Source organism: Bombella mellum (assembly GCF_014048465.1).
Taxonomy (GTDB): Bacteria; Pseudomonadota; Alphaproteobacteria; order Acetobacterales; family Acetobacteraceae; genus Bombella; species Bombella mellum.
The window spans coordinates 573296-595964 of sequence record NZ_PDLY01000001.1; the positions used below are offsets into that span (position 1 = coordinate 573296).

Sequence of the window (22669 nt, forward strand, 5' to 3'; positions counted from 1 at the left end):
GATTCAGGACGATCATGATTTTTTTGCCACAGCGGTCGATGGCTGCTTTTGCTCCTGTCGAGGACGGCGGACAGTTTCCGGTTTCTGAAGCGTCTGCGGAGAGCGGCGCGCAGGAAGCATCCAGCCCGGAAGAGTCCCGGCCTGCTCCGGCAGCGGAGGGGGAGACTGTCAGCCCCGCTGGGGATGAGGGTGACGTGCTGGCCCGCATCTGTGCCCGGACCCGCCTCGATGTCGAGCAGCGGATGCAGGTCATGCCCCTGAAGGAGATCGCCGCCCGTGCCAAGGAAGTGTCCATGCCGACCCGGGGGTTCGGGCAGGCCCTCCAGCATATCACGGCGGACAGGCGTGTCGGTCTCATTGCCGAGGTGAAGAAAGCTTCGCCTTCTGCCGGTGTCCTGCGGCCTGACTATGACCCGGCCCAGATCGCCCGTTCCTATCAGAATGCGGGGGCGAGCTGTATTTCCGTCCTGACGGAAGGTTCCTGCTTCCACGGCAGCGTGGAGGACCTGAAGGCCGTGCGGGCTGCATGCAGCCTGCCGATTCTGCGGAAGGACTTCATCCTTGAACCGTGGCAGGTGCATGAAAGCCGCCTGATCGGGGCGGACTGCATCCTGCTCATCCTGGCGGCCCTGAAGGAAGACGAGGCTGTCGAGCTGATCGCCCTGGCCCGTGGTCTGGACATGGACGTGCTGCTTGAGGTGCATGATGAGGAGGAGCTGAACCGGGCACTGGCCTATGACAGCTTCCTGATCGGCATCAACAACCGGAACCTCAAGACGCTGAAGACGGACATCCAGACGACGCTGGACCTCGCACCGCAGGTTCCACCGGACCGGCTTGTCGTTTCGGAAAGTGGCATCGCCACGACCGAGGACCTGACGAAGGTCGGGGAGGCTGGATGCAGTGCCGTTCTGGTTGGTGAATCCCTTCTGAGGGAAGATGATCCCGGCCTCGCCGCACGGCGGCTGCTCGGTTTTTAAAGAGTACCAATCCAGTATAAAAAGTGGACGAACAGACTTCGCAACCGCTGGATTTCGGGGTGGAGTGTTGTTACAAGTCCGCCTCACGCAAAGTTGTTAACCCCGGGAGAGTGTCATGGGTTCTATGACGGATGCGCCGAGCCGCCAGAATGGCCCGGCGCTGTCGCAGGAAGAAATGGAGCGTGCCTACAGGGAAATGCTCCTGGTCCGCCGCTTCGAGGAGAAGGCTGGCCAGCTGTACGGCATGGGCCTGATCGGTGGCTTCTGCCATCTCTATATCGGTCAGGAAGCCGTCGTGGCCGGTATTGGCCTTGCCATGAAGAAAGGCGACCGTTCCATCACGTCATATCGTGATCATGGCCAGATGCTGGTCGCTGGCATGACGGCACGTGGCGTCATGGCGGAGCTGACAGGCCGTTCAGGAGGCTATTCCCACGGCAAGGGCGGCTCCATGCACATGTTCTCCAAGGAGCAGGAATTCTATGGGGGGCATGGCATCGTCGGTGCGCAGGTGGCCATCGGGACCGGTCTTGCCCTGACGAGTGCCTACAAGAAGGATGGGGCCGTTTCCATCGTGTATTTCGGTGAGGGTGCGTCCAACCAGGGGCAGGTTTATGAGAGCTTCAATCTCGCCGCCCTGCACAGGCTGCCCTGCCTCTATGTGATCGAGAACAACCGTTACGGCATGGGTACCTCCATCGAGCGTTCCTCCGCCTCCAAGGATCTCTCGAAGAATGCCGCCCCGTGGGGAATTCCGTCCCGCAAGGTGGATGGCATGGATGTGGCCGCCGTCTATCAGGCCGCCAGGGAAGCCATGGAGCATTGCCGCTCCGGCAAGGGACCGTTCCTTCTGGAGATGGAGACCTACCGTTATCGTGGCCACTCCATGTCCGACCCGGCGAAGTATCGCCAGCGGTCCGAGGTGGACGAGATGCGCCGGACACGTGATCCGATCGAAGCGTTGAAAGCAGAAATGATCAAGCACGGGATTGATGAATCCTTCTTCAAGGCAGTGGAACAGGATGTGAAGGCCACTGTGAAGGATGCTGCCGAATTTGCAGAAACCAGCCCTGAGCCGGATGCGTCCGAGCTCTGGACCGACGTTCTGGTGGGGGAATAACTCATGGCCTCTCCTATTCTCATGCCCGCTCTCTCCCCGACGATGGAGGAGGGAACACTGGCCCGCTGGGTCAAGAAAGAAGGTGATGTGGTCAAGCCTGGCGAGGTGATCGCCGAGATCGAGACCGACAAGGCCACCATGGAAATGGAAGCCGTCGAGGAAGGCGTGCTTGGCCGCATCCTCGTCACCGAGGGGACGGACCATGTGGCGGTGAACACGCCCATCGCCGTCCTGCTGGAAGAGGGTGAGGACGCCTCTGCGGCGGACGGGCTGGACCTTGGTCCCAAGGCCGGTCCTGCCTCCAAGGTGGAGAAGAACGTTCCTGCCCAGACGCCCGCCCCCCAGGCCCCGGCCAGCACCTCCACGACCGATCTGGTCGAACCTGAATGGGGTGAGACGGCCGAGATCACCGTGCGCGAGGCTCTGCGTGATGCCATGGCTGCCGAGATGCGCCGTGATGAGGACGTGTTCCTGCTCGGTGAGGAAGTCGCCCAGTATCAGGGTGCCTACAAGGTCAGCCAGGGTCTTCTGGATGAATTTGGTGAGAAGCGTGTCATGGACATGCCCATCACGGAGCATGGCTTCACCGGCATGGCCGTTGGTGCCGCCCTGTCCGGTGTGAAGCCGATCGTCGAGTTCATGACGATGAACTTCTCCCTTCAGGCCGTGGATCACATCATCAACTCTGCCGCCAAGACACGTTACATGTCCGGTGGTCAGATGTCCTGTCCGATCGTGTTCCGTGGCCCCAACGGGGCGGCGGCCCGTGTCGGTGCGCAGCACTCCCAATGCTTTGGCAGCTGGTATGCCCACATTCCGGGGCTGAAGGTCGTGGCTCCGTGGTCTGCGGCGGATGCCAAGGGGCTGCTCCGTGCGGCCATCCGTGATCCGAACCCGGTCGTGGTTCTGGAAAACGAGATCCTGTACGGCAGGAAGTTCCCGTGCCCGGTGGATGAGGACTTCATCCTGCCGATCGGCAAGGCCAAGATCGAGCGTGAAGGCAAGGACGTGACGCTGGTCGCTTTCTCCATCATGGTCGGCGTGGCTCTGGAAGCCGCCGAGCTTCTGGCCGAGCAGGGCATCGAGGCCGAGGTGATCAACCTGCGGACCCTGCGTCCGCTCGATACGGAAACGATCATCAGGAGCGTGAAGAAGACGAGCCGCATCGTGTCGGTGGAAGAAGGCTGGCCGGTTGCAGGCATCGGGTCCGAAATCTGCACGGTTGCCGTCGAGCAGGCATTTGACTGGCTGGACGCTCCTCCGGCCCGTGTCTGCGGGCTGGATATTCCTCTCCCTTATGCAGCAAATCTGGAGAAGCTGGCCCTGCCCAAGCCGGAATGGATTGTTGAGGCTGTGCGCAAGCAGTTTGGAGACTGAAACCGATGGCAACCAATATCTTAATGCCGGCCCTGTCTCCGACCATGACGGAAGGCACCGTTGCCCGCTGGCTTAAAAAAGAGGGTGACATGGTCCAGTCCGGCGATGTGATCGCCGAGATCGAGACCGACAAGGCGACCATGGAAGTGGAAGCGGCGGATGAGGGGATTCTTGGGAAAATCCTCATTCCGGAAGGGACCGAGCATGTGGCCGTGAAAACCCCGATCGCCATTCTGGTGGATGAGGGTGAGGATGTTCCGGAGGCCCCGGCCGCCGGAGCAAAGCCGGGACCGGAAAAGAAGGCTGAGGCAAAGGAGGAGACTCCGGCCCCGATCGAGATTTCTTCTTTCGATCCTGACAAGCAGTCGGTCGCACCTGAAAAAGGCAAGGGAGAGCGCATCTTCATTTCTCCTCTGGCCCGCCGCATTGCCAGGGAGCATGGGGTTGATATTGCCAGCCTGACCGGGACAGGCCCCAATGGCCGTATCCTGCGGCGTGACGTGGAGAAGGCGAAGGGGCAGAAGCCTGCTCCGGCTGCGTCGTCTGCGGCGGCTCCGTCAGCCGGTCATGTGGAGCATGTGAAGCATTCCGGAATGCGGAAGGTGATCGCCCGCCGCCTGACGGAATCCAAGACACAGGTACCGCATTTCTACGTCTCCGTTGATATCGAGCTGGATGCCCTGCTGGCCCTGCGCAGCCGCCTGAACAAAGCCCTGGAAGCCGAGGGCTGCAAGATCTCCGTCAATGACATGATGATCAAGGCTGTGGCCGTGGCCCTGAAGAAGCTGCCGGGTCTGAACGTCCAGTTCACCGAGACCGAGATGCTGCATTTCGAGGATGTGGACATTTCCATGGCCGTCTCCGTGCCGGATGGGCTGGTGACGCCGGTCATCCGTCAGGCCGACCGCAAGAGCCTCAGGGAGATCAGTCAGGAGGCCCGCAGCCTTGCGACCCGTGCCCGTGACGGCAAGCTCTCGCCTGAGGACTATCAGGGTGGAACATTCTCCATCTCCAACATGGGCATGTTCGGCGTGAAGGATTTCGCCGCCATCATCAATCCGCCGCAGGCCGCCATCCTTGCGGTTGCTTCGGGTGAGAAACGCCCCGTGGTGCGGGATGGTGAGCTGGCCGTGGCAACCGTCATGACGGCCACGCTCTCGGTGGATCATCGTGCCGTGGATGGTGCTCTTGGTGCGCAGTGGCTCAACACGCTGCGTGACCTCATTCAGAACCCTTATTCTCTGGTGCTTTGATCATGTCCGACCTTTTTGATCTTGTTGTGATCGGTGGTGGCCCGGGGGGCTATGTGGCCGCACTGCGGGCCAGCCAGCTTGGCATGAATGTGGCTCTGGTGGAGAGCACCCACATGGGTGGCGTGTGCCTCAACTGGGGCTGCATCCCCACCAAGGCCCTGCTGCGCTCCGCCGAAGTGTATCATACGCTCGGCCATCTCCAGGAGTATGGTCTTTCTGCCAGCCAGCCGTCTTTTGACCTTGCTGCCATCGTGAAGCGGTCCCGTGGCGTGGCGGAACGGATGGGGAAGGGCGTTGCCCATCTTCTGAAGAAAGCCAAGGTCACGACCTTTGATGGCCGTGGCAGGCTGGCCGGTCGCGCCGGTGAGGCGCATAAGGTCTCCATCACGAAAGATGGCAAGGAAACGGCCCAGATCCGTGCGCCTCATGTCATTCTGGCCACCGGGGCACGGGGGCGTCAGCTTCCCGGTCTGGAGACGGACGGCAAGCTGGTCTGGGGTGCCCGTGAGGCCATGACGCCGGATACGCTGCCCAGGCGGCTTCTGGTCATTGGTTCCGGTGCCATCGGCATCGAGTTTGCCTCTTTCTACCGTGATCTTGGCTGCGAGGTCACGATTGCTGAAGTGGCCGACCGTATCCTCATGACCGAGGATGCCGAGATCAGCGCACAGGCGCACAAGGCGTTCGAGAAGCGTGGCATGACCATCCATACGGGTGCGAAGGTCGGTCCGCTGAAGAAGGGGGCCAATGAGGTCTCCACCACGATCGAGACGGCAAAAGGCAAGGTTGACCTGACGGTGGACCGTGTGATCTGCGCCGTGGGCATCGTCGGTAACGTGGAAGACCTCGGCCTCGAGGGTACGAAGGTCAAGGTGGACCGCTCACACATCCAGACGGATGAGTTCTGTCGTACGGGTGAGCCGGGCATTTATGCCATTGGTGATGTGGCGGCTCCGCCGTGGCTGGCTCACAAGGCAAGTCATGAAGGTGTGATCTGCGTCGAGAAGATCAGCGGACGCTCTCCTGAGCCTCTCCATGCCCGCAACATTCCGGGCTGCATCTACGCCCGCCCGCAGGTGGCTTCCGTGGGGCTGAGCGAGGAGAAGGCCAAGGCAGAGGGCTACAAGGTCCGTGTCGGGCGGTTCCCCTTCCTGGCCAACGGCAAGGCCGTGGCCATGGGAGAGCCTGAAGGCATGACCAAGACGGTCTTTGACGCCGAGACGGGCGAGCTGCTCGGTGCCCACATGATCGGCTCCGAAGTCACGGAAATGATCCAGGGTTATGTCATTGCCCGTACGGGTGAGCTGACCGATGCCGAGCTTATGGAAACGGTCTTCCCGCATCCGACCATCTCGGAGACGATGCAGGAGGCCGTTCTTGCCGCTTATGAGGGTGCTCTGCACATCTGATTCATGGTCCAGCGTATCGTCATCAATCATCAGCGGGAGCGTATGGCGGCCATACGGCATCCTGAGAAGGCTCACCGGCCGGACAACCCCATCCAGAAGAAACCTTCATGGATCAGGGTGAAGGCTCCGGGGAGCAATCCCGTCTATGATGAGACACGAGAACTGATGCGCAGGCATGGCCTGGCGACCGTCTGCGAGGAAGCAGCCTGCCCGAACATCGGGGAGTGCTGGTCCCAGCGTCATGCGACCATGATGATCATGGGTGAGATCTGCACGAGGGCCTGTGCCTTCTGCAATGTCACGACGGGCCTTCCCAACCGGCTGGACCCTGATGAGCCTGCCCATGTGGCGGAGGCCGTGGCCAAACTGGGGCTGAAGCATGTGGTCATCACGTCGGTGGACCGTGATGACCTGCCTGATGGCGGGGCGCAGCATTTTGCCGACGTGATCGCTGCCATCAGGGCTGCGTCGCCCGGAACGACCATAGAAATCCTGACGCCCGACTTCCTGCGGAAGCCGGGTGCGCTGGAGGTGGTCGTGGAGGCCAGGCCGGACGTGTTCAACCACAACATCGAGACGGTACCCCGGCTCTATCCGGGGATCCGTCCGGGTGCCCGTTACTATCAGTCCGTCCGTCTTCTGGATGAGGCCAAGAAGCTTGATCCGTCCATCTTCACGAAATCCGGCATGATGCTGGGGCTGGGGGAGGAGAAGATGGAGGTGGCGCAGGTGATGGATGATTTCCGGATTGCGGATGTCGATTTTCTGACTCTGGGTCAGTACCTGCAGCCAACGGTTAAACATGCTGCGGTAAAATCTTTCGTCACACCGGACGAGTTTGACGATTATGGGGCCATGGCCCGTGCGAAGGGGTTCCTTCAGGTCAGTTCATCACCGTTGACCCGGTCATCCTACCATGCGGACCGGGACTTCGCCGAGCTGCGTGAGGCCCGGGCACGTCGTTTGAAAAGAGGTCAGGACTGATGCCGACACATGCCGAGCAGAGAATGATTCCTTACTCCGCCGAACAGCTTTTTGATCTGGTGGCGGATGTTGGCAAATATCCCGAGTTCCTGCCTTGGTGTGTGCGTTCCGTCATCCGGGCCCGTACGGAAAATGAACTGCTGGCGGATCTGACGATCGGCTTCGGGCCGTTCCGGGAGAGCTATACGAGCCGCGTGCGGCTGGAGCGGCCCCATCGCATCGTCGTGGGCTATGAGCGTGGCCCTTTCAAGCACCTGAAGAATGTCTGGACCTTCACGCCGGAAGGGCAGCAGTGCCGTGTCGATTTTTTTGTGGATTTCGAGTTCCGCTCCCGCCTGCTGCGGAATGCCATCGGGATGGTCTTCAATGAAGGCGTGAGACTGATGGTGAAGGCTTTCATCACCCGGGCTGGCAAGGTGTATGGCCCGCCAAAGGAAAACTGAAAGCATACATTGTAAATAAACTATTTCATTGCAGCAAAGACGATAAGGGTAGAAAGCTGTTTTATATGTAATATTTCTTTTAGATATGCGTGATTGTCTTGAAGAAATAATCGTCCTAGAATGCCTTCCGTCATCACATGGAAGGATGATTGAGGAGGATTTTATGAAGAAACTGTCTCTTTCTGCTCTCGCTCTGATCGGCCTGACCGCCGCTGCTGCTCCGGCTTTCGCTGCTGATGCCCACACGGGTGCAGGCCATCACCGTGGCCATCACCACCACGGCAAGAAGTGCGGCATGAAGCACGCTGGCCAGAAGAAGGACGACGGCAAGGCTCCGCAGGCTACTGAGGACCTGAACGCTTCTTCCCTGCAGAAGTCCCAGCCGGTTGTCCCGCCGACAGCTCCGGCCCAGCCTGCCGCCACGGACGCTGCTCCGGCCCAGGCCAACTGATCCAGAGCATTCTGTCAGTATGAAAACGGCCCCAGCGATGGGGCCGTTTTTTTATGTCCTGCATGTGCAGGGAGACATCACTGGCCGGAACGAATCGCATAGAGGGACATGTCGGCCTCGATATGTTCAATATAAAGCCGGGTTTCCCTGTAAGGGATGAGCATGATCCAGCGCAGAAGCGTGTCTTCATCATCAAGGGTGGGGGTGGCCGGGCTGTCCATCTGGTCCTGCCACTGTCTGGAGCGTGTCGGGCCTGCGTTGTATGCCGCCAAGGCATAGGGGAGGACATTGCCGGAGCGGGCGAGAAGGTCATCCATGAAGAGACTGCCGATCGTGACGTTGACGGTCGGGTCCAGCAGGTCGGAAGGGGACGTAAGGCTGTAAGGCAGGTTGTGGTGATGTGTCGTCTGTATGGCCGTGGGCAGCAGGAGCTGGGTCAGCCCCAGAGCGTGACGGGGGCTGACGGCAAAACTGTCCATGCTGCTTTCCTGCCGTATGAGGGCTGGCATGAGGCCATCAGGCAGGGAGGCAGGCAAGGCGACGGCGGGAGGTGGGTAGCCATCCGGATACAGGGTGAGGCCCTGACGGGCCAGCTGGCGGGCGGCAAGAATGGCAGCCTTAGGGAGATCGAGTGACAGGGCCAGCCGGGCGACGGCAATCTGTGCTGTCCTGTCAGTCTGGGTGCGGCCCTGAAGGTAGGTCAGGAACAGCGTTGCATTCATCATGTCGCCCGACTGGCGGAGCCGTGTGGCCGCATCCATCAGATCAGGGCGTGGACGAGCCTGTCCGGCAGCGGGGATGGGTGGCAGGGCCGCCAGCTGCTGTCTGAGGGCCGACCGGAACCGGGCATCCCTCAGAGCCGTGGAAAGGAAGGGGCTGTGATTCAGGCGGGCCAGAGCCAGCTGCCCATGGAAGGTCGTCGGGAGGGCGGCGGCCTTTCTGTAGAAAGGAGCGGCCTGGTCGGGATGTCCGTCTTCCATTGCCCGGCCCATCCAGTAAAGGCCGGTGGCACGCTGGTTCAGGTCTGTCATCGCAGCCAGTGCCCGGAAATGCGGGATGGCCCTGCCGGGGTCATGCAGGAACGAGAGTGCGACATAGCCAGCCATGAGGTGGCTGTCGGGGGTCTGCTCCGATGCCGGAATGGTTTCCAGAAGGGCAGAGCCGGTCTGCGGGGCGTCATTCCTGCCGGTACGGAGCAGCGCACGGACGAGAGATGTCCGCTCATCCTGCCATTGCAGGATGGTCGGTGCCGTCAGGGATGAGGCGGCTTTTCGGCTGGAGGACTGCGGCCAGAGCTGGACTGCCTCATCCAGCCTGTCATGGAGACGCAGATAGCGCAGCCGGTAATAGAGGAGGAAGTCATCACTCGTCGCAGGGACGGTCTGGAAGGCCGCATCCGCCTCGGCGGTGGCGAAACGGTTGGCCAGCCGTGCGGCCAGAAGGGGGCGCAGGGAAGACGGTACCCGCTGGAGCTGCTGCCGGGCGAGAGAAAGCGGGCCGGTGCGTTCCAGCCTTTCATAGCGTTTCAGCTCGTCATCCGGTGTCAGTGAGGTGGCGAACCGTGAGAGGAACGAGCGGCTTTCGCTGGCGGTCATGTCCGTGTCCCGCCAGAGCCTTCGTGCCTGGGAGGCCGGATCGGAGAGGAAGGGGACGCAGGCGGACAGCAGATCGCTGCGTGTTATGGGAAAGGCCGGACAGAGCGAACGGCGTGTCTGGGGATCGGGCGTGGCCAGCAGGGCCCGTTCATAACGGCTGCTGATCCTTTTCTCCAGCGGCCAGGCAGGCCGTTGACGGAGGAAGGCGGCATAGCGTTGCGCAGGGTAGCTCCCTCCGTCCGGAGCGGTCAGGGCCTTCCATTCATCCAGGCGGGAGGCGGAGGATGCGGAGGAAACGGGAGTGGTCAGGCCCAGCTCCTCTTCCAGCGACCGGTCGGCATCCCCCCGGGCCATGGAGACGGGCTGCAGCAGGGCGAGGGCCAGCAGCAGGCCGCCCCTCAGGAGGCGGGGTTTTTTCGGGAAGTCAGGAGGCGTGAGGGAAGAGTATCTCATGATAGCCCAGAAAGAAGAGGTGGATGCTGAGGCCTATCATGATGACGAACCCGAACCAGCCCAGCCAGCGCATGCGCAGCAGCAGGGTCGGCGTGTGCATGACGCCAAGGGTGATGATCAGGATGGACATGACCAGCCCGATGATGAGGATGACATGATGGTAGATGGAGAGGCAGGCGATGGCGAGTATGTTGTCCAGCCCCAGTGCCAGATCGGCGATGATGATTTTTGGTATGGCCTCGGCCAGACTCGTGGAATGGCTGCTTTCTTCGTCCGGGTCGGGAGAGGTGAGGGCGCGGAAGAGGGACCAGCTCGTCCAGAGAAGAAGGACACCCGCCACGATCTTCGTATAGGAGAAGATGAGCAGGTCGCTGAGGATGAGTGTCAGCCCGATCCGCAGGAAGGCGGCCAGGGCTGTGCCGAACATCAGGGCCTGCCGCCGGTACCTCCGCAGTTCCACCTTGGCGAGGGGGGAATGGAAGTCCTCATCCAGTCTGGTTGGCCTTATGCTGTCTATGATCTTCTTGAGGATGACCACATTGTAGCCGCTGAGGGCCAGGTTCAGGAGGATGGTCAGAAAGACCATCAGGATGAAGTGGGAAAAAGACATGGCCGTACTATGGATTGCAGTGTCTGGTCTCTACCGTTGCACCGGAGCATATAGACAGAAAAGGTTTCAAATGTGGAGAAACGATCGTCTCACGGAAAGCTTTTTGAAAAGACTGTCCGGTTTATGCTCTTGCAAAAGCTGGTTCATTCTCCTTAACACCTCTGGGCAAAAGGGTATCATTTGGGCTAATCAGGGCTGGATTGCTTTTCCTGCAGGAGTTACGTCATGGTTCCCCGCTACGCGCGCCCCCGGATGACGGCCATCTGGTCCCCTGTCAACCGTTACCGTATCTGGTTCGAGATTGAGGCCCTGGCCTGTGAAGCCCTTGCCCGCAGGGGCGAGATTCCGGCAGAGGCGGCGGAGGTCATCCGGACAAAGGGCGATGCGGCCATGGCGGCGTTCTCTGATGCGGATGTGGCGAGGATCGACGAGATCGAGGCGGAAACACGCCATGACGTCATTGCCTTCCTGACATGGCTTGCGGAGAAGGTGGGGCCGGAGAGCCGTTTCGTCCATATGGGCATGACGTCCTCCGATGTGCTGGATACCTGCCTTGCCGTGCAGCTGACACAGGCGACCGACATTCTCCTTGAGGACATGGACATCCTGCTGACCGCCCTGAAGAAGCGGGCCCATGAGCACAAACATACCGTCACCATCGGGCGGAGCCACGGCATCCATGCGGAACCCATGAGCTTTGGCCAGAAGCTGGCCGGACATTATGCGGAATTCGCCCGCAACCGTCGCCGCCTTGAGGTGGCCCGTGAGGAAATCGCCGTCTGTGCCATTTCCGGTGCGGTGGGGACCTATGCCCACATTTCTCCCGAGGTGGAGGAATATGTGGCCAGCCATCTGGGACTGAAGGCGGAATCCGTTTCCACGCAGGTGATCCCCCGTGACCGCCATGCGGCCTTCTTCTGCGCCCTGGGCGTGATCGCCAGCGGGATCGAGCGTCTGGCGACGGAAGTACGGCATCTCCAGCGGTCCGAGGTGCGCGAGGCGGAGGAGTTCTTCCATGCCGGCCAGAAGGGCAGCTCGGCCATGCCGCACAAGCGGAACCCGGTCCTCTCCGAGAACCTGACGGGTCTGGCCCGGCTCATCCGCTCCTATGTCACTCCGGCCCTGGAGAACGTGGCCCTGTGGCATGAGCGTGACATCAGCCATTCTTCCGTCGAGCGGAACATCTGCCCGGATGGGACGATCACGCTGGACTTCGCCCTGGCCCGCCTGTCCGGCATGATGGAGAAGCTGGTGGTCTATCCCGACCAGATGATCGCCAACGTGGAGAGCCTGGGCGGTGTGGTCCATTCCGGCGAGGTGCTGCTGGTGCTGGCCCGGGCCGGCATCTCCCGTGAGGACGCCTACCGCATCGTCCAGCGTGCCGCCATGGCGACGTGGACGAAGCTGGGCACGCCCGAAGGGCGGACCTTCCGTGAGAATCTGGAGGCTGATCCCGAGGTTGCCGGGCGTGTCGAGAAGGCCGTGCTTGACGATGCGCTGGACCCGGCCCGTCATCTGCGTGCCGTGGATCAGATTTTTGCCCGTGTTTTTGGCTGAGGATCATGGCCGGGCTGCGTCCCGGCCTGATCTCAGGCTCGTATAAGGGCATCCGGCTGTGTTAAGCTGTTAAGAATGCCTGATAGGTGTATCGAGTTAAGGATTGAATGAATGGCTCGCCGTCGTCAGATTTATGAGGGAAAAGCCAAGATCATCTTTGAGGGACCGGAGCCGGGGACGGTGGTCCAGTATTTCAAGGATGATGCGACAGCCGGCAATGGGGCCAAGAGTGGCGTCATCACGGGCAAGGGCGTCCTCAACAACCGTATCAGCGAATATCTGATGCAGCGTCTGGGGGAGCTGGGCATCCCCACGCACTTCATCCGCAGCCTGAACATGCGTGAGCAGCTGGTGCGTGAGGTGGAGATCATCCCGCTGGAGGTCGTGGTCCGCAATGTGGTGGCGGGGTCCCTGTCCAAGCGTTTCGGTCTGCCGGAAGGCGAGCGTCTGTCCCGCACCCTTGTGGAATATTACTACAAGAATGATGCGCTGAATGATCCGCTGATCTCCGAGGAGCATATCGCCACGTTCGGCTGGGCGCATCCGCAGGAACTGGAGGAAATCCAGAGCCTGGCCCTGCGGGTGAATGATTTCCTGTGCGGGCTGTTCACCGGTGTCGGCATCACGCTGGTCGACTTCAAGCTGGAGTTCGGCCGCCTCTGGCAGGGGGATGAGATGCGGATCGTGCTGGCGGATGAGATCTCGCCGGACAACTGCCGCCTGTGGGACAGCCGGACACAGGAAAAAATGGACAAGGACCGGTTCCGCCGGGACATGGGTGGCGTGGGCGAGGCCTATCAGGAGGTCGCACGCCGCCTTGGCATCCTCCCGGAGAACGGACAGGGTGAGAACGTATCTGCAGAAGGTGTACAATGAAGGTCAGGGTTTTTGTCTCTCTGAAGGATGGTGTCCTGGACCCGCAGGGCAAGGCGGTGGAGCATGCGCTGCATTCTCTCGGTTTCGAGGGAGCTTCCGGCGTGCGGATCAGCCGTGTGGTGGATCTGCATGTGAAGGCTGAGAATGCCGAGGCAGCCAGAAAGAAGGGCGAGGAGATGGCACGTGCCCTTCTGGCCAACGAAGTGATTGAAGACTTTCATGTGGAGGTGGTCGTATGAAGCCTATTCGACAGACAGGGCTGGTTTTGCTGCTGGGCGTGGCGTGCATGTTCCTGGGTACGGCAGCCCATGCGCAGCGTATTTCTTCTCTGTCCGGCGTGGAGCTGGGTGATCTCTGCCGGAAAGAGTCCAAGCGTGAGGCCTGCGGGTCCTACCTGGCTGGCGTGGTGGACGGGGCCGCATGGTCCCAGAGCTTCGGCACGCTGATGGGTGCCCGCCCGGCAACGGCTTTCTGCCTGCCTTCCGGGATCAAGGGCATACAGGTACGCTCCCTCGTCGTCGGCTGGCTGGCCGGTCACGAGAATGCGGCCAGCCAGCCTGCTGGCCGTGCCGTCTACCAGGCCCTGCATGACAACTATACCTGCCCCACGGGCATGGCCGGCATGTATGTCGAGCAGCGTGCCGAGGCGCAGAACATTTCATCCCTGCCGGGGCGTGGTCTTGTCTCCATGTGCACGCATGAGAGTGGTCTGCTGGCCTGTGACGGCTATCTGGCTGGCACGATGGACAGTGAGGTCTGGTCCCGCAACTATTCCACGGTCGAGGGCGTGCACACGCCGGTGGCGTTCTGCGTGCCGAAGGAGATCCGTGGTGCGCAGCTCCGTGCTCTTGTCGTGGGCTGGTATGCCGGTCATGAGGATGCCCTGAACGAACCTGCCGGACGTGGCATCTATCGTGCCCTGCATGACAATTATCCGTGCTCTTCCACGATACGCCCCATTGCCTCGGTACAGTCAGGGGGCAGAGGACAGTAAATGAAAACAGGTATCGTCGTTTTCCCGGGCACCAATCGGGAGCGCGACATGGCTCAGGCCTTCCGGGTGGTATCCGGCAAGACACCTCAGATGCTCTGGCATCAGCAGGATAATGTCGACGGGCTTGACCTGGTCGTTCTGCCGGGTGGTTTCAGCTTCGGTGACTATCTCCGCAGCGGGGCCATGGCGGCCCATTCTCCCATCATGAAGGCCGTGCGCCGGTTTGCGGAGAAAGGGGGCTATGTCCTCGGCGTCTGCAACGGTTTCCAGATTCTGACGGAAGCCCAGATGCTGCCGGGTGCGCTCCTGCGTAACGCAGGGATGCGCTTCCTCTCTCAGGACTGCCACCTGAAGGTGGAAGGCCGGGACAGCATCTTCACGTCAGGCTGGAATCATGGAGATGTCTTCCGTGCGCCGATGGCGCATGGTGATGGCAACTACACGGCTGCGCCCGACGTTCTGGACCGTCTGGAAGGTGAGGGCCGGGTGGCCTTCCGCTACTGCACGGCAGAGGGCCACGTGAAGGATGGCGACGAGCATGTGAACATGAATGGCAGTGCCCGTTCCATTGCTGGCGTCCTGAGCGAGAACCGTCGTGTCTGCGGCCTCATGCCGCACCCCGAGAATCTGACGGAAGAGATTCTGGGCGGTACGGACGGGCTGCCGCTCTTCACCGGGATCATGGAGGCACTGGGCTGATGACAGCAGCACCTGTTGATATCGAGCTTGCACGCTCTTTCGGCCTGAAAGATGACGAATACGAGACCGTGCTGTGCATCATGGGGCGGACGCCGAGCCTGACGGAGCTTGGCATTTTCTCCGTCATGTGGTCGGAGCACTGTTCCTACAAGTCGTCCCGTCTTCATCTCAAGACACTGCCGATCAAGGCACCATGGGTCATTCATGGTCCGGGTGAGAATGCTGGCGTGATCGACATCGGGGACGGGCTGGCGGCCGTCTTTAAGATGGAGAGCCACAACCATCCGTCTTTCATCGAACCCTATCAGGGGGCGGCGACGGGTGTTGGCGGCATCCTGCGTGACGTGTTCACCATGGGTGCCCGTCCTATCGCCAACCTGAATGCTCTGCGTTTCGGTGATCCGTCCCATAAGGACACGAAACGTGTCGTGGATGGTGTTGTCCGTGGGATTGGTGGATATGGCAACTGCATGGGCGTGCCGACTGTCGGTGGTGAGGTGAACTTCCACTCCTCCTACAACTGTAATCCGCTGGTCAATGCGATGACGGTCGGGCTGGCCCGGCAGGACCGTATTTTCCTCTCCGCAGCAGCCGGTGTCGGTAACCCTGTCGTCTATGTCGGTTCCAAGACCGGCCGGGATGGCATTCATGGTGCCACCATGTCGTCCGCCGAGTTTGACTCCGAGTCCAGCTCCAAGCGGCCCACGGTGCAGGTTGGAGATCCCTTCACCGAGAAGCTGCTTCTGGAGGCCTGCCTTGAGCTGATGGCCACCGATGCGGTGATTTCCATTCAGGACATGGGGGCCGCCGGCCTGACATCATCCGCCGTGGAAATGGCCAGCAAGGGCGGTGTCGGGATCGATCTGGACCTTGACCACGTTCCGCAGCGTGAAGCCAACATGCAGGCTTACGAGATGATGCTCTCGGAAAGTCAGGAACGCATGCTCATGGTGCTGCGTCCGGACCGGACGGAAGAGGCACGCAGGATTTTCGAGAAGTGGGAACTGGATTTCGCCATCGTCGGTCGGCTGACTGACAGCGGGCGGATCACGGTGCGTCATAACGGGAAGGTCGAGGCGGACATTCCGCTTGGACCTCTGGCCGACGAGGCTCCGGTCTATGACCGTCCGACCATGGAGTATGAGCGTCCGCCCGCCTTGGTCCCGCCTGCTGATCCGTGCGGCATCGAGAAGGGGCTGCTCCAGCTTCTGTCCAGTGCCAACGGGGCATCCCGGGCGTGGATATGGAACCAGTATGACAGTGGCGTGGGTGGTCAGACCGTACAGCGGCCCGGTGGGGCTGATGCCGCCATCGTGCGGGTGGAGGGGACCGATCGTGGCCTTGCCATGACGACCGACTGCACCCCCCGCTACGGACAGGCCGATCCTTATGTTGGTGGGGCACAGGCTGTGCTGGAGGTGTGGCGCAATCTGACGGCGACCGGTGCCAGACCGTTGGCCATGACGGACAACCTCAATTTCGCCAGCCCGGAAAATCCGCGCATCATGACGCAGTTCGTCGAAGCCGTGAAAGGCATCGGTGATGCCGGACGTGCTCTGGACTTTCCGGTCGTCAGTGGCAACGTCTCCCTGTACAATGAGACCCGTGGTGATGATGGTTCGGTGACGGCCATCCAGCCGGCTCCCGTGATTGGTGGCGTGGGTGTGCTGGATGACGTGCAGAAAGCTGTCGGCCTGGCCATGCCGCAGGATGGCGAGCTGCTTCTGGTTGGTGAGACCTGGGGTGAGCTGGGCCAGTCCATGTGGCTGAAGGAAATCCTCGGGCGTGAGGAAGGTGCTCCTCCGGCCGTCGATTTTGCGGCGGAGCGTCGGAATGGCGACTTCGTGCGTGAGCAGATACAGAAGGGGGCCATCCAGGCCTGTCATGACGTGTCTGACGGGGGTCTCATCGTCGCTCTGGCCGAGATGGCCATGGCAGGCAACACGGGCTGTACGCTGGATATTGCGCCGGATGATCTGCCGGAGCACATCTACTGGTTTGCGGAAGACCAGGCCCGGTATGTGCTGGCAACCCGCCAGGCTGATGCCGTGCTGGACGCCGCAAAGGCTGCCGGTGTACCGGTACGCCGTCTGGGGCAGGCCGGTGGCGAGGTGCTGAAGCTCGGTGATGTCATGGCCGTGCCGGTTCAGCAGCTGCGCAGTCAGCATGCCTCTTTTTTCCCCCGCTTCATGGGGAAGGAGGACGATGCTCCGGTCGTGCATCTGGATGAACTGTCCTGAGGGAACGGGAATGAGGAGTTTTCAGCCATGATGACAGCGGAAGAGATCGAAAGGACCCTTCGGGGAGCCTTTCCCGATGCCGAGATTGTGGTTGAGGACCTTGCGGGCGATGGTGACCACTTCGCCTGTGAGGTCGTCAGTGAGAAATTCCGTGGCATGCCACGGGTAAGACAGCACAAGCTGGTTTATGAAGCCTTCGGGGACCGTGTCGGGACAGAGCTTCATGCTCTCGCCGTGAAGACACGTATCCCTGACTGATTGAAAGGACATGCTCAGATGAATGATGCTGTTTTCCAGACCATCCAGTCCCTCGTGGACAGGAACCCCATCATGCTCTTCATGAAGGGTGACAAGCAGTTTCCGCAGTGCGGTTTTTCCGCCCGTGTCGTGCAGATTCTCAGCCATCTTGGGGTGGAGTTTGAGACAGAGAACGTGCTGGACAGTGCGGAGATGCGGCAGGGCATCAAGGACTTTTCCCAGTGGCCGACAATTCCCCAGCTCTATGTGAAGGGCGAGTTCATCGGTGGCTGTGACATCGTCACGGACATGTATCAGAGCGGCGAGCTGGAAAGCCTGCTGGCAGAAAAGGGCCTGCTGAAGCACGCAGGCTGATCCTGCCGGAACAGGGGCGAAAACCTGTCAGATAAATGCCGTGACGGTTTTTCTGCGCATTGCTTTCTTTGTCGTGGCGTGGTTAAACTGCCCATCATTTCTTGTGTACAAGTAACGTCCCTGTATTCCGTGGAGCAGGATGACAAAGTTGAGAGGATAGTGACATGGTGAAATCCCTTAAGGGAGGGGTTCTTTTCGGGCTTCTGGGGTTTGCAGGGCTGGCATCTGCTCCCGCAGCTCATGCGGATCGTGTTCTTACCGAGCATGAAGCGAGCAAACTGACATTCAGTGCACTGATTGCACCGCCGTCCGCATTCTACCATGCGCCTGTCCGTCATTCGCTGGCCCGTAGACACGCTGCGCCGGTCCGTCTGGCTGCGACGCATCATGTGGGCCGTTTCCAGCATGGTGTTGCCGTGCGGACCGTGGCCTTCCGTGGTCATGTCGTCAGCAGGCACCGTCGGAACACTCACCATCATCGTGGCTGATCTCGGCCAGCCTTGATGGAAAAGAAACCCCGTGGGCCTCGGGCTTCACGGGGTTTCTTTTTGATCGTTCTCACCATAGCTGGAGGGCGTTTTCGATCTGCTCGATGCTGCCTGCCCTGTCGATGACGAAGACATCCAGCCTGTTGTCGGGGCGTTGCCAGTCCGGCCTTGTTTCGATGATGAAACTGAAGGCCCGGAGAAGACGTTCTCCCTGCCTGTGTGACAGGGCATATCGGGCGTCGGCCAGTGTGCTGCGCTGCTTGACTTCCACGGCAAGGAGACAGTCTCCATTGTCCATCAGAAGGTCAATCTCGCCATGCGGTGTTCTGAAACGTCGGGCCAGAAGGGTATAGCCCTGCTGGATGAGGAAGTCTGCCGCCAGGGTTTCTGCCTGCAATCCTGCTTCATGGGCCAGACTGCCCCGTTTCCGACGGGAAGGAGACGGGGCAGGGGCTGGTGGCGTCTTACCGGGCACGCAGGAGGCGGGCGGCTTCGACGGCAAAGTAGGTCAGGATGCCGTGACACCCGGCACGGCGGAAGGCCATGAGACTTTCCAGGATGGTCCTGTCACGGTCCAGCCAGCCATTTTCGATGGCGGCCATGATCATCGAATATTCACCGGAGACCTGATAGGCGAAAGTGGGAGCGGCAAAGCTGTCACGGACCCGGCGGATGATGTCCAGATAGGGCATCCCAGGTTTGACCATGATCATGTCGGCTCCTTCTGCAAGGTCCATGGCGACTTCACGCAGGGCTTCGTCACTGTTGGCCGGATCCATCTGATAGCTCTTCTTGTCTCCGCCAAGCAGGGCGTCGGACCCGAGGGCATTACGGAACGGCCCGTAAAAGGCGGAGGCATATTTGGCGGCATAGGCCATGATGCGTGTCGTCTGATGGCCATTCTCGTCCAGCGTGGTCCGGATGGCTTTTATGCGCCCGTCCATCATGTCGGAGGGGGCGATGATGTCGATGCCGGCCCGGGCCTGGTTGAGAGCCTGCCTGCGGAGGACGTCAACCGATTCATCATTCAGGATGTGGCCGTCACGGACCAGCCCGTCATGACCGTGGGATGTGTAGGGGTCCAGAGCCACGTCACCGACCAGGGCAAGCTCCGGGTAGGTGGCCTTCAGCAGACGGGAGGCACGGCACATGAGGTTGTCGGGGTTCAGGGCTTCCGTGCCCGCCTCGTCCCGTATCTCCATCGGCGTGACGGGGAAGAGGGCAACGGCGGGGATGCCAAGCTCCACGGCCGGGCGGACATGCTCGGCCAGAAGGTCGAGGCTGACACGCTCCACGCCCGGCATGGCGTCCACTTTCTGGCGTTGCCCTTCGCCCTCACAGACGAAAATGGGCCAGATCAGGTTGTCGACATGCAGGTGGTTTTCGCTGACAAGCCGACGGGTGGCGTCGTCATGGCGGTTGCGGCGCAGGCGGGTATGGGGAAATGAAGTCATCATGATGTCGGCATGATGCCTTCTGGGCGGTCATCTGACCAGACAAAAAAACCACCCCGGTGGTGGGGTGGTTTCAGGTGGTTCAGTGATGGGTGTGTTTCAGGCGGCTGCGGTGCAGGCCATAGCAGGCATAGATGCCCATGCCGACGATCAGCCACAGGGCCAGCCTTATCCATGTCATGATGTCCATGGAGAGCATGACGGCCCCGCAGGAGAGAATGCCAAGGATGGGGACGATGAACGGGCCACCCGGTGTCCGGAAGCGGCGCACGGCCTCGGGCTGGCGCAGGCGCAGGACCATCACACCGAAACAGACGATGATGAAGGCGAGCAGCGTTCCGATGGAGGTCATCTTGCCGAGAATGTCGATGGGCAGACAGGCGGCCAGAAGGCTCGCCACCACGGCCGTGATGACGTGGGAGGACCACGGCGTGCGGCTGCGTTCGTTCAGTTTCTCGAAGAGGGACGGGAGCAGGCCGTCCTTGGCCATGGAAAGGCAGATGCGGCTCTGGCCCATCAGCAGTCCGTAGATGACGGAAATGTAGCCCAAGGCAATGCCAAACGTGACAAGGGCGGAGAACCAGGGAACATGCAGGCTGTGCAGGACGGTGGCCACGGGGTTGGGGTCATGCAGCATCGCCCGGTAATTGACGACCCCGACTATCACGAAGGAGAAGATGGCATAGATGATGGCGGCGAGGACCAGGCTGCCCAGCACGCTCAGCGGAATGTTGCGCTGGGGGTTGTGACTGTCCTGCGCAGCGGTGGAGACGATGTCAAAGCCGATATAGGCAAAGAAGATGAGACCGGCAGCCCGCATCACGCCGCTGGGCCCGAATGACCCGAACTGCCCCGTATTGGCAGGAATGAAAGGGTGAAGATTGGCAGCCTTGATGTGTGGCAGGCAGATGGCCGTCACGCTCCCGATGATCAGCAGCTTGAGGAAGACGATGGCCATGTTGACCCTGCTGGAGCTTCTGGTCCCGTACATCAGCAGGCCGGTGACGGCGAAGATGATGAAGACCGCCGGAGCATTGAACCATGCCCGCACGAACTGCCCGTCCGCCGTCATGATGGAGGCACCTGTGGGAGCGAGCAGGCGGGGGTCCAGCGAGATGCCGATTTCATGCAGCAGCGTGGAGAAATAGCCTGACCAGCTGGAGGCCACCGTGGAGGCGTTGACCGTATATTCCAGTATCAGGTCCCAGCCGATGATCCAGGCGATGCCTTCCCCCATGGAGGTATAGGCATAGGTGTAGGCCGAGCCGGATTCAGGGATCATGCCGGCCAGCTCCGCATAGCAGAGGCCTGCAAAGGCGCAGGCGATGGCGGCGATCATGAAGGAGAGCGTCACGGCGGGACCGGCATACTGCCCGGCGGCCACGCCGGTCATGGAGAACAGGCCTGCTCCAACGGTGACACCAACACCCAGGGCAACCAGCTGCCATGGTCCCAGGACACGCTGCAGTCCCGTCTCGGGGGCTGCCGTCTGGGATATCGGTTTGGTACGCCAGAAAGGCCGTCTCATGCAACTTGCTCCAAGATGTTTCAGGGTCGTTCAGAATGACAGGATGCGGGCCGGCTGTCCGTCCTGAGCTGACTGTGCCGTATGCTATAGGCGAAATAGATGACGGCACCAATGGCCAACCAGACAATTAGGCGCATCCATGTGATCAGGCTCATGGAGAGCATGACGCTACCGCAGGAGATGATGCCCAGCGAGGGGATGAGCAGCGGGCCGCCGGGCAGGCGGAAGGTGCGGGGTGCATCCGGGGCCGTGAAGCGCAGGGCGATGACGCCGGCACAGACGATGGCGAAAGCCGTCAGGGTCCCGATGGAGGCCATGTTGGCCAGAATGTTGATAGGCAGACAGCAGGCCAGCAGGCCACTCACGAGGAAACTCAGCATGTGGCTGGGTACGGGCGTGTGGCTCCGGCTGTTCATCCGGCGGAAGAAGGCGGGTAGCAGCCCGTCCTGCGACATGCTCATCAGGATGCGGCTCTGGCCCATCAGCAGCCCGTAGATGACCGAGACATAGCCGAGGCAGATGCCTCCCTTTATGAGCAGGCTGAGCCACGGGAGGTTGACGACATCCATGACGGTGGCGACCGGGCTGGGATCGTTGGCGAAGTGATGATAGTCCACCACACCCACCAGAACGGCCGAGAAAATCACGTAGACGATAGCGCAGATGATCTGGCTGCCCAGAATGGCGAACGGCATGGAACGCTGGGGGTTCTTCGTGTCCTGAGCCGCCGTGGAGACGATGTCGAACCCGATATAGGCCAGGAAGGCCATCCCGGCGGCCCGCATGACACCGCTGAAGCCGAACTCCCCGTAATGGCCTCCGTTGGGTGGAATGAAGGGATGGAAATGCGCCAGCTGGACATGGGGGATGCAGGCCACGATCATCCCGACCAGCACGCAGACCTTGATGCCCACGATGAGGCTGTTCATCCGGCCTGATTCCTTCATGCCCCGTGTCAGCATGATGGTGACCAGCCAGAGGATGAACAGGCACGGGGCATTGAACCACGCATGGGCCATGTGGCCATCCGGCAGTTCCACCAGCGTCATGGGCGGGTGCAGGAGCCGGGGGTCTATGACGATGCCCCAGTCCCGGAGGAAGGAGGTCATGTAGCCGGACCAGCTGGAGGCGACGGCCGCCGTGCTGACGGTATATTCAAGGATCAGGTCCCACCCGATGATCCAGGCCACGAGTTCCCCGAGGGCGGCATAGGCGTAGGAATAGGCCGAACCGCCGGAAGGGATCATGCCTGCCAGCTCGGCATAGCAGAGACCGGCGAAACTGGCGGCAACCGCGGCGATGAGGAAGGCAAGCGGAATGGCCGGACCGGCATAGAGGCCGGATGCTACGCCCGTGAGGGAAAAAAGACCGGCCCCTATGGTCACGCCCACCCCGATGGCAATGAGCTGCCACGTCCCGAAGATGCGTTTCAGCCCGGTGGAGGGAGGAGTGGAAGAGGTGATGGCCTTTTTGCGCCACAGGGATGACATCATGGGGAAGAAGGTCTCATGTCCGGTCGTTTCTGATCTGTCCCGGCTGAGGTGTC

At 61.0% G+C, this 22669-nt stretch carries 23 protein-coding genes; 17 read left to right on the forward strand and 6 right to left on the reverse strand.

Going from position 1 to position 22669, the window contains the following annotated elements; all coding sequences use genetic code 11:
- Positions 1–14: 14 nt before the first annotated feature.
- From trpC to CPA56_RS02540, 8 genes are all read left to right on the forward strand, one after another.
- Positions 15–980 (forward strand): indole-3-glycerol phosphate synthase TrpC, encoded by a 966-nt coding sequence (trpC, locus tag CPA56_RS02505; RefSeq protein WP_182040435.1) that lies wholly within the window; start codon positions 15–17, stop codon positions 978–980.
- A 115-nt stretch (positions 981–1095) separates the two neighbouring features.
- Positions 1096–2100, forward strand: coding sequence for a pyruvate dehydrogenase (acetyl-transferring) E1 component subunit alpha (gene pdhA / locus CPA56_RS02510; protein WP_182040436.1), 1005 nt, complete (start codon positions 1096–1098; stop codon positions 2098–2100).
- A 3-nt stretch (positions 2101–2103) separates the two neighbouring features.
- Positions 2104–3477 (forward strand): pyruvate dehydrogenase complex E1 component subunit beta, encoded by a 1374-nt coding sequence (locus CPA56_RS02515; RefSeq protein ID WP_182040437.1) that lies wholly within the window; start codon positions 2104–2106, stop codon positions 3475–3477.
- 5 nt (positions 3478–3482) lie between these two features.
- Complete coding sequence (locus CPA56_RS02520; protein WP_182040438.1) at positions 3483–4730, forward strand: pyruvate dehydrogenase complex dihydrolipoamide acetyltransferase; 1248 nt, start codon at positions 3483–3485, stop codon at positions 4728–4730.
- Between the two features lie 2 nt (positions 4731–4732).
- Positions 4733–6139, forward strand: coding sequence for a dihydrolipoyl dehydrogenase (gene lpdA / locus CPA56_RS02525; protein WP_182040439.1), 1407 nt, complete (start codon positions 4733–4735; stop codon positions 6137–6139).
- A 3-nt stretch (positions 6140–6142) separates the two neighbouring features.
- On the forward strand, positions 6143–7123 hold the full coding sequence (lipA, locus tag CPA56_RS02530) for a lipoyl synthase (RefSeq protein WP_182040440.1): 981 nt from the start codon (positions 6143–6145) through the stop codon (positions 7121–7123).
- The gene (locus CPA56_RS02535; protein ID WP_182040441.1) at positions 7123–7566 is read left to right on the forward strand and encodes a type II toxin-antitoxin system RatA family toxin; all 444 of its coding nucleotides are present in this window, start codon (positions 7123–7125) and stop codon (positions 7564–7566) included. Before lipA ends, CPA56_RS02535 begins: the two co-directional genes overlap by 1 nt.
- 163 nt (positions 7567–7729) lie before the next feature.
- Positions 7730–8017, forward strand: a complete 288-nt coding sequence (locus CPA56_RS02540; RefSeq protein ID WP_182040442.1) for a hypothetical protein — start codon at positions 7730–7732, stop codon at positions 8015–8017.
- 77 nt (positions 8018–8094) lie between these two features.
- Here the strand turns inward: CPA56_RS02540 and CPA56_RS02545 are convergent, their stop codons facing one another.
- Both CPA56_RS02545 and CPA56_RS02550 read right to left on the reverse strand, forming a co-directional pair.
- Positions 8095–10065 carry a lytic transglycosylase domain-containing protein gene (locus tag CPA56_RS02545; protein ID WP_182040443.1) on the reverse strand — a complete coding sequence of 657 codons (1971 nt, stop codon included), beginning with the start codon at positions 10063–10065 and terminating at the stop codon, positions 8095–8097.
- Positions 10037–10675 (reverse strand): TerC family protein, encoded by a 639-nt coding sequence (locus CPA56_RS02550; protein WP_182040444.1) that lies wholly within the window; start codon positions 10673–10675, stop codon positions 10037–10039. The genes CPA56_RS02545 and CPA56_RS02550 overlap by 29 nt, the downstream gene beginning before the upstream one ends.
- Positions 10676–10900: 225 nt before the next feature.
- On the opposite strand from CPA56_RS02550, the gene purB reads away from it, so the two are divergent.
- From purB to CPA56_RS02595, 9 genes are all read left to right on the forward strand, one after another.
- Complete coding sequence (purB, locus tag CPA56_RS02555; RefSeq protein WP_182040445.1) at positions 10901–12232, forward strand: adenylosuccinate lyase; 1332 nt, start codon at positions 10901–10903, stop codon at positions 12230–12232.
- 111 nt (positions 12233–12343) lie between these two features.
- A complete protein-coding gene (gene purC, locus CPA56_RS02560; protein WP_182040446.1) occupies positions 12344–13108 on the forward strand; it encodes a phosphoribosylaminoimidazolesuccinocarboxamide synthase in 765 nt (254 codons plus the stop codon).
- The gene (purS, locus tag CPA56_RS02565) at positions 13105–13347 is read left to right on the forward strand and encodes a phosphoribosylformylglycinamidine synthase subunit PurS (protein ID WP_182040447.1); all 243 of its coding nucleotides are present in this window, start codon (positions 13105–13107) and stop codon (positions 13345–13347) included. The genes purC and purS overlap by 4 nt, the downstream gene beginning before the upstream one ends.
- Positions 13344–14102, forward strand: coding sequence for a Rap1a/Tai family immunity protein (locus CPA56_RS02570; RefSeq protein WP_182040448.1), 759 nt, complete (start codon positions 13344–13346; stop codon positions 14100–14102). Before purS ends, CPA56_RS02570 begins: the two co-directional genes overlap by 4 nt.
- Positions 14103–14801, forward strand: a complete 699-nt coding sequence (gene purQ / locus CPA56_RS02575; protein WP_182040449.1) for a phosphoribosylformylglycinamidine synthase subunit PurQ — start codon at positions 14103–14105, stop codon at positions 14799–14801. It begins immediately after the preceding gene.
- Positions 14801–17041 carry a phosphoribosylformylglycinamidine synthase subunit PurL gene (purL, locus tag CPA56_RS02580; RefSeq protein ID WP_182040450.1) on the forward strand — a complete coding sequence of 747 codons (2241 nt, stop codon included), beginning with the start codon at positions 14801–14803 and terminating at the stop codon, positions 17039–17041. Before purQ ends, purL begins: the two co-directional genes overlap by 1 nt.
- A 30-nt stretch (positions 17042–17071) precedes the next feature.
- Entirely contained in the window at positions 17072–17299 is a 228-nt protein-coding gene (locus tag CPA56_RS02585) for a BolA/IbaG family iron-sulfur metabolism protein (protein WP_182040598.1), read from the forward strand.
- An 18-nt stretch (positions 17300–17317) separates the two neighbouring features.
- Positions 17318–17653 carry a Grx4 family monothiol glutaredoxin gene (gene grxD / locus CPA56_RS02590; RefSeq protein WP_182040451.1) on the forward strand — a complete coding sequence of 112 codons (336 nt, stop codon included), beginning with the start codon at positions 17318–17320 and terminating at the stop codon, positions 17651–17653.
- A gap of 164 nt (positions 17654–17817) precedes the next feature.
- Positions 17818–18141 (forward strand): hypothetical protein, encoded by a 324-nt coding sequence (locus CPA56_RS02595; RefSeq protein WP_182040452.1) that lies wholly within the window; start codon positions 17818–17820, stop codon positions 18139–18141.
- A gap of 70 nt (positions 18142–18211) precedes the next feature.
- Here the strand turns inward: CPA56_RS02595 and CPA56_RS02600 are convergent, their stop codons facing one another.
- The 4 genes from CPA56_RS02600 to CPA56_RS02615 all read right to left on the reverse strand — a co-directional run bounded on the left by CPA56_RS02600 (position 18212) and on the right by CPA56_RS02615 (position 22616).
- On the reverse strand, positions 18212–18538 hold the full coding sequence (locus CPA56_RS02600; RefSeq protein ID WP_229707289.1) for a YraN family protein: 327 nt from the start codon (positions 18536–18538) through the stop codon (positions 18212–18214).
- A gap of 67 nt (positions 18539–18605) precedes the next feature.
- Complete coding sequence (gene hemB / locus CPA56_RS02605; RefSeq protein WP_182040454.1) at positions 18606–19598, reverse strand: porphobilinogen synthase; 993 nt, start codon at positions 19596–19598, stop codon at positions 18606–18608.
- Between the two features lie 79 nt (positions 19599–19677).
- Positions 19678–21123 carry an amino acid permease gene (locus CPA56_RS02610; protein WP_182040455.1) on the reverse strand — a complete coding sequence of 482 codons (1446 nt, stop codon included), beginning with the start codon at positions 21121–21123 and terminating at the stop codon, positions 19678–19680.
- A gap of 20 nt (positions 21124–21143) precedes the next feature.
- Complete coding sequence (locus tag CPA56_RS02615; protein ID WP_182040456.1) at positions 21144–22616, reverse strand: APC family permease; 1473 nt, start codon at positions 22614–22616, stop codon at positions 21144–21146.
- Positions 22617–22669 lie beyond the last annotated feature (53 nt).

Bases quoted from the DNA above. Each gene is read 5' to 3' on its own strand.
- lipA (WP_182040440.1), top strand. From the start codon at position 6,143: ATGGTCCAGCGTATCGTCATCAATCATCAGCGGGAGCGTATGGCGGCC.
- CPA56_RS02585 (WP_182040598.1), top strand. From the start codon at position 17,072: ATGACAGCGGAAGAGATCGAAAGGACCCTTCGGGGAGCCTTTCCCGAT.
- pdhA (WP_182040436.1), top strand. From the start codon at position 1,096: ATGGGTTCTATGACGGATGCGCCGAGCCGCCAGAATGGCCCGGCGCTG.
- purB (WP_182040445.1), top strand. From the start codon at position 10,901: ATGGTTCCCCGCTACGCGCGCCCCCGGATGACGGCCATCTGGTCCCCT.
- CPA56_RS02540 (WP_182040442.1), top strand. From the start codon at position 7,730: ATGAAGAAACTGTCTCTTTCTGCTCTCGCTCTGATCGGCCTGACCGCC.
- purL (WP_182040450.1), top strand. From the start codon at position 14,801: ATGACAGCAGCACCTGTTGATATCGAGCTTGCACGCTCTTTCGGCCTG.
- CPA56_RS02520 (WP_182040438.1), top strand. From the start codon at position 3,483: ATGGCAACCAATATCTTAATGCCGGCCCTGTCTCCGACCATGACGGAA.
- CPA56_RS02550 (WP_182040444.1), bottom strand. From the start codon at position 10,675: ATGTCTTTTTCCCACTTCATCCTGATGGTCTTTCTGACCATCCTCCTG.
- purS (WP_182040447.1), top strand. From the start codon at position 13,105: ATGAAGGTCAGGGTTTTTGTCTCTCTGAAGGATGGTGTCCTGGACCCG.
- CPA56_RS02595 (WP_182040452.1), top strand. From the start codon at position 17,818: ATGGTGAAATCCCTTAAGGGAGGGGTTCTTTTCGGGCTTCTGGGGTTT.
- CPA56_RS02570 (WP_182040448.1), top strand. From the start codon at position 13,344: ATGAAGCCTATTCGACAGACAGGGCTGGTTTTGCTGCTGGGCGTGGCG.
- CPA56_RS02535 (WP_182040441.1), top strand. From the start codon at position 7,123: ATGCCGACACATGCCGAGCAGAGAATGATTCCTTACTCCGCCGAACAG.
- grxD (WP_182040451.1), top strand. From the start codon at position 17,318: ATGAATGATGCTGTTTTCCAGACCATCCAGTCCCTCGTGGACAGGAAC.
- trpC (WP_182040435.1), top strand. From the start codon at position 15: ATGATTTTTTTGCCACAGCGGTCGATGGCTGCTTTTGCTCCTGTCGAG.
- CPA56_RS02545 (WP_182040443.1), bottom strand. From the start codon at position 10,065: ATGAGATACTCTTCCCTCACGCCTCCTGACTTCCCGAAAAAACCCCGC.
- CPA56_RS02610 (WP_182040455.1), bottom strand. From the start codon at position 21,123: ATGAGACGGCCTTTCTGGCGTACCAAACCGATATCCCAGACGGCAGCC.
- CPA56_RS02515 (WP_182040437.1), top strand. From the start codon at position 2,104: ATGGCCTCTCCTATTCTCATGCCCGCTCTCTCCCCGACGATGGAGGAG.
- purQ (WP_182040449.1), top strand. From the start codon at position 14,103: ATGAAAACAGGTATCGTCGTTTTCCCGGGCACCAATCGGGAGCGCGAC.
- CPA56_RS02615 (WP_182040456.1), bottom strand. From the start codon at position 22,616: ATGATGTCATCCCTGTGGCGCAAAAAGGCCATCACCTCTTCCACTCCT.
- hemB (WP_182040454.1), bottom strand. From the start codon at position 19,598: ATGATGACTTCATTTCCCCATACCCGCCTGCGCCGCAACCGCCATGAC.
- purC (WP_182040446.1), top strand. From the start codon at position 12,344: ATGGCTCGCCGTCGTCAGATTTATGAGGGAAAAGCCAAGATCATCTTT.
- lpdA (WP_182040439.1), top strand. From the start codon at position 4,733: ATGTCCGACCTTTTTGATCTTGTTGTGATCGGTGGTGGCCCGGGGGGC.